The 13,590-nt window shown below is 39.1% G+C and carries 9 protein-coding genes; 2 read left to right on the forward strand and 7 right to left on the reverse strand.

What is annotated here, in order from left to right:
- Positions 1-158: 158 nt before the first annotated feature.
- Positions 159-1,061: a LysR family transcriptional regulator gene (locus PNIG_RS18025; RefSeq protein ID WP_089369169.1), complete on the reverse strand. Its 903-nt coding sequence runs from the start codon at positions 1,059-1,061 to the stop codon at positions 159-161.
- A gap of 121 nt (positions 1,062-1,182) precedes the next feature.
- Between PNIG_RS18025 and PNIG_RS18030 the strand changes: the two genes are divergently transcribed.
- Both PNIG_RS18030 and PNIG_RS18035 read left to right on the forward strand, forming a co-directional pair.
- A complete protein-coding gene (locus PNIG_RS18030; RefSeq protein WP_089369170.1) occupies positions 1,183-3,162 on the forward strand; it encodes a ligand-gated channel protein in 1,980 nt (659 codons plus the stop codon).
- 357 nt (positions 3,163-3,519) lie between these two features.
- Positions 3,520-4,377 carry a PA4780 family RIO1-like protein kinase gene (locus PNIG_RS18035; protein ID WP_041454909.1) on the forward strand — a complete coding sequence of 286 codons (858 nt, stop codon included), beginning with the start codon at positions 3,520-3,522 and terminating at the stop codon, positions 4,375-4,377.
- Between the two features lie 163 nt (positions 4,378-4,540).
- On the opposite strand, the gene PNIG_RS18040 is transcribed toward PNIG_RS18035, so the two are convergent.
- From PNIG_RS18040 to PNIG_RS18070, 6 genes are all read right to left on the reverse strand, one after another.
- Positions 4,541-6,127: a tetratricopeptide repeat-containing sulfotransferase family protein gene (locus PNIG_RS18040; protein ID WP_089369171.1), complete on the reverse strand. Its 1,587-nt coding sequence runs from the start codon at positions 6,125-6,127 to the stop codon at positions 4,541-4,543.
- 82 nt (positions 6,128-6,209) lie between these two features.
- The gene (locus tag PNIG_RS18045) at positions 6,210-8,627 is read right to left on the reverse strand and encodes a TonB-dependent receptor (protein WP_089369172.1); all 2,418 of its coding nucleotides are present in this window, start codon (positions 8,625-8,627) and stop codon (positions 6,210-6,212) included.
- Positions 8,628-9,315: 688 nt separating this feature from the next.
- Positions 9,316-10,176 carry an EamA family transporter gene (locus PNIG_RS18050; RefSeq protein WP_089369173.1) on the reverse strand — a complete coding sequence of 287 codons (861 nt, stop codon included), beginning with the start codon at positions 10,174-10,176 and terminating at the stop codon, positions 9,316-9,318.
- A gap of 244 nt (positions 10,177-10,420) precedes the next feature.
- Entirely contained in the window at positions 10,421-11,425 is a 1,005-nt protein-coding gene (locus PNIG_RS18055; protein WP_089369174.1) for a Gfo/Idh/MocA family protein, read from the reverse strand.
- 477 nt (positions 11,426-11,902) lie between these two features.
- Entirely contained in the window at positions 11,903-12,226 is a 324-nt protein-coding gene (locus tag PNIG_RS18065) for a hypothetical protein (protein WP_089369175.1), read from the reverse strand.
- Between the two features lie 323 nt (positions 12,227-12,549).
- Entirely contained in the window at positions 12,550-13,548 is a 999-nt protein-coding gene (locus PNIG_RS18070) for an AraC family transcriptional regulator (protein WP_089369176.1), read from the reverse strand.
- Between the last annotated feature and the right edge of the window lie 42 nt (positions 13,549-13,590).

Consider the following 13,590-nt stretch of genomic DNA (forward strand, 5'->3'; position numbering starts at 1 on the left):
CGAGAAATTTATTTTATATTAATTAAGCAGCACCTTATTGATATTGTAAACATTATCTAATTTAACTCAATACTAGAGTCGAATAAAATTTAAACTCTTTTCGTTTTTATTTTTAACTGGTTGTTATCATTTGTTATATATAACAATAATGCTAATTGTTATAAGTGGTGCTTAGTGCCTAAGGTGACTTCAGCGAAGTGCTTTTTTAAAATATCGAGTAACGCATAAGTCTTTGCAGCTATAAAATCTCGTTTTGGCGTTACTGCATACACAGTGTAGTTTGAACGTTGCCAGTCTTTATTAAGTTGCTTTAACTCTTTGTTTTTAATGCGTTCGCGCACTTCTGGCTCTGGTAGCATTGCATAACCTAATCCATCGCATACTAATTGAATAACTGATTGCATATTATTTACTTTTATACGCGGAGCATTAAGTGTGTATGGTGCGCTGTTTGGCTTAAATAATTGATAGTTTAAATGGCTGTGAGCTATATGAGCGTGCTGGTTTAATTGTTCAATACATTGATCATTTTTTGCTAAAGGGTGCGTCGCATTAACACAAAGAGCATAAGGCCATTGGGCTAATTTTCGGGCTATTAAATTTGAGTCGTTAAGTGGGCCAATACACAATGCTAAGTCGGCTCCTTCTTTAAGCATATCAACAGGTTCATCTGTCAAAATTAGTTCTATGTTTAATTTTGGGTGTAGCTCTATTAAGCGTTTTAATGGTTCAGAAAGTAACCCAGCGCCAAAGCCAACAGGGGCAACTAATTTAAGTTTGCCACTTGGTATACCAGTTAAATACTGTAGTTTTTGTTTAGTCTGCTCTGCTGTTTGCAGCAGCTTTTTACAGCTTTGATAATAAATATCACCCGCTTCAGTTAAGCTTAATGATCGTGGACTACGATTGAATAAGTTTAACCCAACCTCTTGTTCTAATGTTTTAATTTGCTGACTTACAGCAGAAGTAGTCATGCCTAATTGTTTAGCAGCTAAGCTCATACTGTTTGTTTCTACTATGCGCACAAACATAGTTAACGAGCGTGTTAACTTGATATTCATAGTAATTAAGTTTTCCTTAATTTAATTATTAGCATACTTATATTGCTCGGCAATGCACTTACCCTTAATATCGCAAATGCTAATCATTATCAATTAAGCAATTCTAACACGGGAAACAAATATGAACACCGCAAGTCGACAATTATTGCCTTTAAGTGCCGCAATTTTATTTACCTTTACAAATTATGCGCAAGCAAATAAAACAAACGATGACATGGAAGTGATGGTAGTCACTGCGTCAGGGTATGAGCAGCTAATTAAAAATGCACCAGCATCTATTAGTGTGATTGATAGAGAAGAGTTAGCGAGTCGTTTTTACCGTGATTTAACCGACGCTATGACAGACGTGCCCGGCGTTATAGTGACTGGCGGTGGCGACAGAAAAGATATTAGTTTGCGCGGCATGGCTAATGGCTATACATTAATATTAATAGATGGCCAACGACAAACATCGCGCGAAACACGGCCAAATAGTGACGGTCCAGGTGTTGAGGGGGCATGGACACCGCCTATTGGGGCCATTGAACGTATAGAAGTTATTCGCGGTCCAATGTCATCTTTATATGGCTCTGATGCGATAGGCGGGGTAATCAATATAATTACTCGTAAAACACCTGAGCAGTGGTACGGCGAGGTGCGTTTAGATAGTACGATTCAACAAAGTAATGAGTCTGGGAACATTAACCAAGCTAACTTTTTTACAGCGGGCTCATTAGTTGATGAACTACTTGGAGTACAGCTATACGGGCAATTTACAAAACGCGATGAAGATGACCTAGTCGCCGGTTTTAGAGGCAAAGAGCAAAATAATCTTAAAGCTAAGTTTATAGTAACACCTAATAAAAATCACGAGGTTACATTAGAGCTTGGCCGTGCTGAACAAACGTTAGATGCGACTGTGGGTAAAACAATTGCGCCACTTGCCCCAGGGGATGAGTGTGGTCGCAGTGGTTGTCCTGAATCAACAACTACACAATACGAGCAAAAAACCATCTCGGTAAGCCATAATGGTTATTATGACTTTGGTAGTTCTAATAGCTATATAAAGTACGATGAATATAATAATAAATCACGCGAAATGCTTATTAAAAATACTGATGCACAAACGATGTGGAGTATTCCGCTTGCGAGTGAGCATAATGCGACATTGGGCGCTTCCTATAAAAAAGAAGATTTAACCGATCATACCAGCAACAAATTAAGTGATGTATCGCAAATAGATAACGAGCAATGGTCTATATTTAGCGAAGATGAATGGCGAACCAGCGAGTTATTTGCATTAACCGGCGGTATTCGATACGACCATGATGGTAACTTTGGCGGCCATATTAGCCCACGTTTATATGGTGTGCTTAATGCGAGCGATAATTTAACCGTCAAAGGAGGTATATCTACCGGTTTTAAAGCACCTAGTTTACGAGCAACTACGCCAGAATGGGGGCAGGTTAGTCGCGGCGGTAATATATATGGTAATGCGAATTTGGCGCCTGAAAAATCAATAAATTATGAAGTAGGTGTTTATTACGATAAAGGTGAAAAGTTCAGTACCTCGGCCACTGTTTTCTATAATCAGTTTGACGATAAAATATCACGTATAGCTTGCCCATTAACTCAATGCACCGACGGTCCAAATGAATTTGGTTCAGACCCAACAACCTACGTAAATGTTGATGAAGCAGTAACACAAGGGTTTGAGCTATCAGCATCGCTTAAACTAAGCAGTAAAGTAAGTGCAAGCGCTAATTATACTTACACCGAATCGGAGCAAAAAACGGGCACTTATGCAGGAAGCCCATTAAATCAGTTACCAACACACTTACTGCAAACCTCTGTTAATTGGGTTTTAAGCGATGCATTTAGTGCATGGGCACGTATGCACTATCGCGGGGAAGAAAGCCAACCTACAACTGGGCCATCGCAAAGTAGCTTAATTGCTCCAAGCTATACCACAGCAGATTTAGGTGCAAACTATCAATTAAGTAACAACATTAAATTAGGCGTGGGGGTTTATAACTTATTTGATAAAGAAATTAGCGAAGTAGAGTATGGTTATGTAGAAGACGGACGTCGTTATTGGGCTTCTTTAGCATGGCAGTTTTAAGTGCTTTAATTAGCTATTTAATGACTTCTTTTTAAAAAATAAATAATGGCTATATACTAAATAGCCATTATTTATTGTAGTTAGGCATCAATTTTATTGCAGTAAATGCAGCCAGTATTAAAGTTTGTTTAAAAAAGCTGAAAAATTATAAAATGCGGTTGGCTTTTACGCTTGAGTCGCTTATTCTAGCCACATATATGTAGCTGCTTAGTTTACACTTAAATGTTATTACTGCTTGCTACTACTCTATAATCGCACTTAATCCGCAAAGGTAACACCTCGTTTGAACCACCTAGACAACCATAACCAAGTTAATAAAATAAACGTTATTAGCGCCTTTTATTTAGCAGAAAATCTGTGAAAATTCCTAAACGCCTACAACCGCTAGTTGATGATGGTTTAATTGATGACGTACTCAGCAGGCTTATGAGCGGTAAAGAAGCCGATGTTTTTGTAGTGCAGTGTGGCGATCATATTCGCTGCGCTAAAGTTTATAAAGAAGCCAGTAAACGTAGTTTTAAAAAAGCCGCACAATATCAAGAAGGCCGTAAAGTTCGTGGTGGGCGCCAAGCGCGTGCTATGGGTAAACGCTCAAGTTATGGTCGCCAATTAGAAGAAGAGATTTGGCAAAATGCCGAAGTTGATGCGTTATCACGTTTAGCGAGTGCCGGTGTACGTGTACCCGACACCTACGGCTGTATTGATGGTGTGTTGCTAATGGAGCTTGTGTGCGATGACAGCGGCGATGTTGCCCCGCAGTTAGGTAATGTAGCCCTTAGTGAAGAAGAAGCGATTAGGCAGCATAGCTTAATGATGCATTACATTAAATTAATGTTGTGTGCGGGTATTATCCACGGCGACTTATCAGAATTTAATGTGTTGGTTGACAGCAAAGGCCCGGTAATTATTGACTTACCGCAAGCAGTTAATGCTGCAGCGAATAATAGCGCCGAAGCAATGTTTGCTCGCGATGTTAATAATATGCGCCGTTATTACGGCGAATATGCCCCAGCTTTATTGCAAACTCAATACGCCAAAGAAATGTGGGCATTGTTTTCTGAGGCTAACTTAACGGCTAACTCCACTTTAACAGGTGAATTTGAAGATAACAGTGAAGCCGCAGATGTTGATGCAATACTTGAAGAAATTGAAGCCGCTCGTGAAGAAGAGCTGGAGCGCTTAGACCGTATTCGAGACGTTGACGAAGATGCTTAAACTTAATTAAATTAAGCTGATGTCTAGCGTTTAGTAGCTAGACATCAAACCGTTGCAGTTAAATTCAATAAAACAAAGGTTAACTTAATCGCGGCCTGAGCCCGTATAAAGCAAAATGTTTTTTGTTTTAACGCTTTCCCTTTCACCTTGAGTAATTTAGCAGTTATTTCACTCCTATTCCCTGCGCTTTAAAGTACTGCTGTATTTCATTTGTATGTGGTTTAAATGCACGCCAGCGGCCAATAGCTTTGTTGTTGAGCGGTTGACGAACCTGCACTTTACTGGCGGTAGAAACCGGCGCTGTATTTAAATGAAAATCAATACACTGCGGTTGCCACGCTAAATCACAAAACTTAACTAAATCTTTAATTTGCACTTCGGGCTGCGCTACTAACTCCTCATACTGAACTAATTTTATTGTATTTTTATGCAAACTTTGAAAATGCTGCATGAGTTTATAAAAACGGCTATAAAATTTAGCGGTATCAAGTAAATCTAACGAATAAGCGTAATAAGGGTTATTAATACTAAATAGTTGGCGATAGTTACCAATACAGGTGTCCATTGGGTCGCGCAGCAGGCAAATTATTTTTGCATTAGGTAATGCTTTGGTTATTAAATCAATATAAAAAAAGTTAAAGGGGAGTTTATCAATAAAGTGTTTACTATTGCCTGTAACTACACGGGTAGCATTTAAGTAATGAGTGCCAAGTTGCTCAAAGTTAATTTGATAGGCGCTACTCAAGGTTTGGTTATCAAGCACGTGCGGCGAGGTGGTTTTGCTTATTTTTTTAACACACAAGCCAAAGTCTTGCAGCTCCCCTGCTGATTGCACGTCGCTGTGGCTTGATAAAATACGCTCTACTAAGGTGGTGCCAGAGCGCGGCATACCTAAAACAAAAATAGGCTCGTTGCTTGGGTTACCTGAGGCGTTTGGCTCGTTATGCTCAAGGCTTAATTTTTTAATATGTGCAAATAAAGCCGCTGATCCCTCGTTATCAAATGGGCTGTTTTTAAGTTTATCGGCTTTACCTTGTTGCAGTGCTAAAAAGGCATCCGAAAATGCGCCAATATCTTGATATTCTTTTGCTAGAGCATGGCCAATATGTAGTTTTGCATCGGGGTGAGTAACCTGTTCAGCAACCGTTTTTAAGCGTTCAATATGGTTAGTTTGCGTACTTGCCTTAGTTAAATCGCTCAATGCAAAGTGGCTTTGGTGGTGTAATGGTTTTAGAGTAATAGCATTTTCAAACGCATTTTGAGCTTGCTCAAAAAGGCCTAAAAACTTAGCGCAAACACCAAAGTTATAAAAGAACTGTGCTTGCGGAGTTTGTTTGTTATTTGCCAGTGTTAACGCGTATTCAAAGTAATTTATCGCTTGTTCGTGTAAACCCGCTTGTGTGAGTGCAACGCCTAAAGTGTCTGCATCCAGCGCTTTGGTTATTTTGCTAAGTGCAACACTTAATGCGGTTGCTTTGGCTTTTTGTAGTTGTCCTGTAAGTGCGTAACATTTTGCCAGTTGCGCTGTGTATTCAACATTTTCTTGCAAACCTTGCGCTTTTTCAATCAGCTGAATGGCTTTGTAAATTTGCCCCACTTGTAGGTTTACCATAGCTAGTAAAAAATAGCCGTCTGCAAAGTCTGGTTTTTGGGTAACAAGTTCAACTAAAGTTTTATGTGCTTGTTGCACATCACCTTGATTTAAGTAATTTATGGCGCTTTGATGTAACTGTTTTAGGCTAGGGGGCATAGTTAGCTCGTATAAATAAAAAGGCTCAAATAAATTTGAGCCTTTATGACATAGATTAAGTACAGTTTAAATGTAATTTAAATTATATTTCAAACTTGTAGTTAAATTTAATGCCTACCGTAAGAGGGCGGTTAATGTAATGGCCATAGTTACGTTGTATTTCTGCGCCATTAGCACTTGTAATATCGGCATCTGAGCGACGCACCGATGTAACAGCATATTTATTAAACATATTATCAACATATAATGTAGTTGACCACGCATCTGCTGTTAACTTAGCAGAAATATTACTTAAGCTGTAACCTGGTAGTACTTCACCGTTATCACGTAAACCAACTTTGGAAATAACGTCGCTTTGCGCAGTTAAGCCGTAGTTTATATCTAATGTTTTGTCGTTAAACACGTCAGTTTGGTAATTAATACCTAATGAAAACTGATGCTCTGGTGAACCAGGTAAACGATCGCCATCTGCAGCGCCATCACTCCCGTCAGCGTTAAACAAAAATGGTGCATCTGATGTTAGCTCAGCTTTAGTGTAAGCGTATGTTGCGTAGGCGCTAAATGAGTCTGATAAAATAGCACGAGTAGCAATTTCAATGCCTTTTGCGTTAGCGCTGCCAGCGTTTGAAAGGTAAGGCAGCTGCCCCACTGCGGTTGCTCCAGTAATTTGTGCATTGTCCCAATCTACGTTAAAGAGTGCAGCGTTAAAGTGTAACTGACTTCTAAACCATGTACTTTTAAAGCCAAGCTCGTAATTGGTCGTTATATCGGCATCAAATAGCATTTCATCTGGTTTACCACAGCCTGTTTGTTGATCATCAGGAAGTGGAACAGGGCACGGAACCAAGCCATTTGAACCACCAATTCTAAAGCCTTCACTTACCGTTACATAGCCCATTACGGTGTCATTAAATTGATACTTTGCGTTAAACTTTAACAGATTACCGTTATCACTTGCTGCATTCTCTTCAAAGTTAATAGCGATATCGTTAGGGCCAGCACCATCATATAATGTATTTGCTAACGGAAAGTCAAAAGCGGCTTTAGACTTTACATCGTATTCGTAAAAGCGCACACCAAGCGTTATATCTAGTTTGTCGGTTACTTGATAACCCACTTCACCAAAAAGAGCCGACTCTGTTACTTTGCTGCTCGTTATTTCTAGGTACTCTAGTGCATCAGGTCTAAGTTGAGTTGCGCCAAAGTTATCAACCGCAAACTGATCAAAACCTGGTGTAAATTCTCTACTTGATGCATCTGTGTCTTTTTTATTATAAAAACCACCTACTATCCAACTAAAATCGCTATCACTTTGTGATACTAAACGCAGCTCTTGGGTAAAAGTATCTACTTCATCAATTTCGCGGGTAAATGTTGAAAATGCTGGAAATTCTTCGTAGCCATAATCAAGACGGATCAGTAAATCTGTTTGGTCGCGTTGACCTTCAGCTTCAAAGCTTGATATACCGGTAGCCGATACTAACTCTGCAAAGCCTAAGTCTGCTTTGAGTTCTAGGCTAAGTAATTGATCTTCTTTCACGCGTGGCTCTTCGTAACGATACGCTGATTCGTACTTACCAATTATATCGCTTAAGCCATTGTTTGCATTTAAGCTGTTGCTATGAACAATTGAACGACCTTCGCTGTCTTGTTTTTGATAAAAATAGTTAAGCGTACCTTCAAAAGACTCACTCGCTTTATAACGAACTGATATACGCCCTGTAGTGGTTGTTTCGCCATTGGCATCTTTTACTTGTTTAAGGTTGTTGTTAACGGCATCAGTATTGCTCCAATCAGGATCGCTAAGCGATACTCCCGGCTCACGAACAACATAATTGTAATCTACAAAACCCGGATCTTTATATAGGTTTAAGCTAGTACGTATGGCAAGCGTATCTTCAATAATTGGTAAGTTGAAAATAAAGCCGCCTTCACCGCCTACTGAGTCACTTTCTTGGGTTTGAAAAACATCACCGTAAACTTCGCCTGAGGTATAATCAAGCTCTGGCGCTTTTAGCATGTAACGAATGGCGCCGCCTAATGTACCTGCGCCATATAATGTACCTTGTGGCCCAATAAGTACTTCTACGCGCTCAATATCAACGAGGCGCATATCAACACTTACCGGAATTTCGTTGATATAAGTTGCTACAGTGCCGCCATCTGACGCTGGACCCGATGAGTTAGTATTTAAACCACGTACAATAATAGGTGAACCTTCGCGGCCACCTTGATCAGTAATTGTTAAACCAGGAACCCAGCGTGCTACATCGGCAAGTTCACTAATGTTTTGATCTTTCATTACATCAGCGTCAAGCGCGGTTATATTAAGTGGTGCTGCTTGTACAGAGCCGCTGCGTCGTGTTGCCGTAACCTCTATAACTTCAAGTGATTTGTTTTTTGTAACCACTTGTTCTTGAGCTGAAGCGGTATTAGAGAATAAAACCACACTTGAAAGTGTGCTTGAAATAGCCAAGGTTAACAGGCTTGGTTTAAACATAAAAAGTGATCCTAGTGCAATTAGTTATAATGAGTAAGTAAGGGTTTTAGTTTATCAGGGTGGAATACATCTGGGAATAAAAATATGAATTATAATTCACTTTTATAGAATAAATATTACACCCAAGTTTATTTAGATTAATAAATAACCACTAGCAACAATTACTTGCTTAAAAAGCATTCAGTAAGCTCTTGCTGCTTAGTTGTTAAAAGCTAAACAGTAGTAAAATTTTATAACAAGATGTGAGTAGCGAGTGACATTACACGGATGAGCAAAACCGTTATGCATTTAAATGCAAGCTGAGGGTTAAAGTAACAAGCAGAAATGAGACAAAAAATATGGCCGTTTTCATTAAAAAATTAAAGTCACTAGGGGGTAGGGCGTATTTATCTTTTGAGGTTGAATTTACAGCAGTGCGTTTGTTTTTTAGGCTAGGCAGAGCCTATGTAATGTGGTTATTCCCCAGAAGCAGGCGATAACGACGCATAAATGCCAAATATGTGCTGCCCGAAGGCTTCTATCTAGGGGGAAGTAACTTTTCCTGCATGGATGTAAGCCAGTAAAATAAAGCCGGGGCAGTTATTGAGCCCATTAGATAACAAACTTCGCGCCGGGATTAAATTGCCTCTAAATTGAACAAATTTTAATCCCTAAGGTTAATACGCCCTAATCGCTTAATGAGGATAGTTTAACTGCTGCTTTGTGGTTTTGAAGTTGAACTGCCAACAGAGGCAATAATTACCAGTAATATTGCCAGCCACTGCCAAATAGACAATAGTTCGCCTAATATGAGTAATCCGGCTAATGCTGCAATTGCGGGCTCTAAACTCATCATAATACTAAAGCCTTGCGACGACATATTACGCAAAGTGATCATTTCTAGGGTATACGGCAGGGCGCTTGAGAGTACTGCAATAGCAATACCTAACGGAATAATATCCCAACTGAATGAAGAGGCTTGCAAAATTCCGCCATAGGGCACAAGTACAATGGCCGAAATAGTCATACCCATAGCCACAGTTGCACCACCAGAGCCTTGATTACCGGTTTTTTTACCAAAAAGAATATAACCTGCCCAACATGCACCAGCGGCAAGCGCCAATATAACGCCAACCGGATCTAGGCTTTCTTGGCCTTTCATATCAGGCAGTAGTAATAAAATACCCGCAATAGCACAGCCTACCCAAAATAGATCACGCTTACGGCGCGATGAAAATAATGCAACTGCTAATGGGCCGGTAAATTCAAGTGCAACGCCAATACCCAGTGGAATACGCTCTATGGCGTAATAAAACAAAATGTTCATACCGCCGAGGCTCAGGCCGTAAATTAAAATAGGAAATCGTTGGCCTGCGGCAGGTAAGTGTTTCCACGGTTTAAAAATCAGGCATAAAATAGTGGCAGAAAAACCTAAACGCAGTGCAGTAGTCCCTTCAGGGCCTACAATAGGGAAGAGTTGCTTGGCAAGCGACGCACCAGATTGAATAGTTACCATAGCGAGCAATATACAAAAAACAGCGAGTAAGAGTTCTTTCGTAGATGAATGCATTATTTTCCTTGTATATCACTATTAAATTTGGCGCATTCTACCTGTTTTTGATACTCGAGGTAAACTTATTCGATAAACAACATATTAAGCAACTTACGCTTTGTTATTGTTAAAGAAAACATATGTTGTTGCGACTGTTAAGCTCGTTGCTTCACAAGCTAAAAAGTAGTTAAAAACGTATGAGCGTTAGCTATTAAACTAACACTCATATTATAAAGCGGCTAATAGGCACTATAGCAAAGGTTTAATTTGTCTCAAACGCTTTATCGTTTGGGTATACAACACCTAATTGCGCGCGAGCGGTATCAAGTACATGCATTACTTCAACACTAAGCTGGTGTGTATTAATATCCGATTGCGGCGCTTTTTGTGTCACCATTTGCATAAAATGATCAACTTCATATTTCATAAAATGCTCGTCAAAAGGCTGCGAAAGTAGTTCACGTTCACCGTTGTTAGCAATAAACTCTACTTTTTTGAGTTGCGACACTGCTTCAATCCGAATGCGGCCAAGTTCGCCTTGTATTTCGGTAATATTATCGCCTTGCGATATTTTTGAGTAGCTGATCACCGCTTGTTTATCGTGATAATTTAAGAGTACATCGCCTGCGCCATCTACACCTGTATCAAGGAGTACACCACTTGCGTGTACACTATTTGGTGCGCCCCACAGTGCTATTAATAAATACAGTGGATAAATGCCTAAATCAACCAAAGCACCATTAGCAAATTGAGGTAAAAAGGTATTTGGGCGCTCGCCATTTTTATATTTATCGTAGCGCGACGAATATTGACTATATTGTCCAATAAACTTACGCGGCGTACCAATTTTTAGCATGGCCTGTTGCAACAGTGCAAAGTTGGGTAAATGCGTGGTCATCATGGCTTCCATATATAAGCATTGATGCTTTTTAGCGGTTGCTATAATAGCGGCTAGTTCGGCACTATTGGCCGCTGCTGGTTTTTCTCCCAGTACATGTTTACCTGCTGCTAAGCATTGCACTGCATATAACTGATGTAAGCTATTTGGTGCGGCAATATAAACGGCATCTACGTGCTCGTCTTGGCAAACTTGCTCTATTGAGGTAAATATTTTTGCTTGAGTATTTTTTGGGTGTTTAGCTAAAAAGGCTTCGCCGCTCGTTGTTGCGCGCGAGCACACACCATATAAATTAAAATCGATTAAGGTGTTGGCTGCTTTTAATAAGGTATCGCTAATAAAATTAGTACCGACAATAACAAAATTCATGGATATTCCTAAAAAACAATAAAAAGTAGAGGAAAAGTAAAGCTTATCATTTTTTAGTGTGCATATCGCGAGGAGAGAAAGTAAGTATAAAACCACAGAGGGAAAAAGTAATAAAAAGGTTAAACCATCATATTAAAGTAGGTAGGTAAAACCTTTTAACTAATCAAACTATTTAGGACAGTATGTTGATTCAACAGCGTAAGTAACACTATGAGTAACTAGATACTTATTAGAAAGGTAGTTATTCACTGTCTTTTCGCACCATTGTAGTGCATCACCTTGGCTTTCATAACCGTTACCAGAGGCGTTCCAGCATTGCTTTAAGTCATTATCTCTATTTGAGGCAAGTATTGCGTTGGATTGAGTTATCTTACAAGAAGAGTAAGTTGACTTACTTGACCCATCTGAATTTGAGCCACAACCAACAAGAGTTAATGTAAGTGCTAATAATATATACTTTTTCACTTTGATACTCCGTTAGTATTTGTTTTGGTAACGTTCGTTAATTACGACACGGCTTTGACAAGGAACTTCAAAAAAATCATGAACATTATTTTTAAATAATAATTCCAAGCTGTAATAAGAGTTACACTCAAACGAAACACCAGAAGCTGGAAGCACTGTAAATATTTCACCATAAATATCAACTTTAACAGTATCAATAGATAGATTTTGAATTGAGAGATAGTTAGAGTCAGTATGATAAACATCTACATTTTTAATTGGAGATGGTAGATCTCCAGCATTTGCAAGTGCTGAAAACAAAAGCCCTGCAGCTAAGGGGAACTTATAAAGTTTCATAGTCGTCCTTTATGACATTATGGATAATATACTACTAAATCGACATTAGGATGAATGTTGATATTAGAGGCTGTATTGATGTATGGACAGCATATGATAGGAGTATTGATAAGTTACTGCTTTAGCCATCCATAGCATAACAATATCTGTATTATAAATGCAATATAATAAATATCAATAACTAATTGTTTTTATAGATAAAAACTGAACTTAGAAGAAGTTAATTCAGAGTGCTTTTAAACAAATAAAATCATCTGTAATTAGTGCTAATAAATTAGATTAGGGATAGAGAAAATAAAGGGAAACTAAAATGAATTAGCAGATCATTTTTTACTGCGCATTACGCGAGGAGAACAGCCAAACCAGCGTTTAACACTGGTGCTTAATGTGGCTTGCTCTTGATAACCCAATAATTCTGATATGGTTGATATAGTAAGTTGCCCTTGTGTTAGGTAGTGCTGTGCAAGTGCACGGCGCGTGGTATCTTTGAGTTTTACAAAGCTGGTATTATGCTTAGCTAGTTTGCGATGCAAAGTACGTGGATGCATATTAAGCGCCGCAGCAATCGTGTGATTAGAGCACTGATAAATAGGCAGCATGGGGCGCATTAACGCGCTTACTTGAATGGGTAATGGGCTGTTGTATTGACTATTTTTAGCTAAAAAGTTTCGTGCAGCCTCTACGTTTGTCAGCTCCCCTTGTTCAAGTGCTATGCTTAAGTCTTGTTTCGCAATCACAATACCCGCGCTGTTACGGTGCTCTATTACTTTACAGTCAAAATAGCTGTTATAAGCATACTTACTGGTGGTGAGCTTTTGTGGTAAAAAAACCGTGATAGGTTTGCATTGGTTATTACTAAGCTTTTTAATCGCTCCCATTGCTAAGCCAATCGTTAGTTCGGTAGCTTGGTTAATGTTAGGTAGCGGGTTGAGGTTAATTTCGAACGATAAAAATAAGCTTTTATCGTCCTCTAATGGATGAGCCGTAAGCCGAAGAGCAGGGCTGTGCAAATGTAAGTATTTAACCACCCAATCGAGTGCATCACTTAAATAGGTACCGCTTTTAGCGGCAATAGAAATATAACCCAAAATATCAAAACTTTGTCGGCTGGCGAGCTTTAAGCCAAAGCTGGGGCAATTAAATTGTTGTGCGCAGTATTCTAATAATGCTGCATAGCAACGATAGCTTACATATTGGTTTTCGAGCTGAGTAAAATCAACGTTAATATTACACGCTTGCATAATGGCAGTTACATTTGCGCCAAATTCTAAAATTAGCGTATCAATACCTTGTAAAGACGTGGCTCTTATTAAGCTGCTCATAGTTAACCTTTGCTGTTGAGTGTCTAAAAATATCAAGTTTTT

It is taken from the genome of Pseudoalteromonas nigrifaciens (assembly GCF_002221505.1).
GTDB lineage: Bacteria > Pseudomonadota > Gammaproteobacteria > Enterobacterales > Alteromonadaceae > Pseudoalteromonas > Pseudoalteromonas nigrifaciens.

Bases quoted from the DNA above. Each gene is read 5' to 3' on its own strand.
- PNIG_RS18025 (WP_089369169.1), bottom strand. From the start codon at position 1,061: ATGAATATCAAGTTAACACGCTCGTTAACTATGTTTGTGCGCATAGTA.
- PNIG_RS18030 (WP_089369170.1), top strand. From the start codon at position 1,183: ATGAACACCGCAAGTCGACAATTATTGCCTTTAAGTGCCGCAATTTTA.
- PNIG_RS18040 (WP_089369171.1), bottom strand. From the start codon at position 6,127: ATGCCCCCTAGCCTAAAACAGTTACATCAAAGCGCCATAAATTACTTA.
- PNIG_RS18045 (WP_089369172.1), bottom strand. From the start codon at position 8,627: ATGTTTAAACCAAGCCTGTTAACCTTGGCTATTTCAAGCACACTTTCA.
- PNIG_RS18050 (WP_089369173.1), bottom strand. From the start codon at position 10,176: ATGCATTCATCTACGAAAGAACTCTTACTCGCTGTTTTTTGTATATTG.
- PNIG_RS18055 (WP_089369174.1), bottom strand. From the start codon at position 11,425: ATGAATTTTGTTATTGTCGGTACTAATTTTATTAGCGATACCTTATTA.
- PNIG_RS18065 (WP_089369175.1), bottom strand. From the start codon at position 12,226: ATGAAACTTTATAAGTTCCCCTTAGCTGCAGGGCTTTTGTTTTCAGCA.
- PNIG_RS18070 (WP_089369176.1), bottom strand. From the start codon at position 13,548: ATGAGCAGCTTAATAAGAGCCACGTCTTTACAAGGTATTGATACGCTA.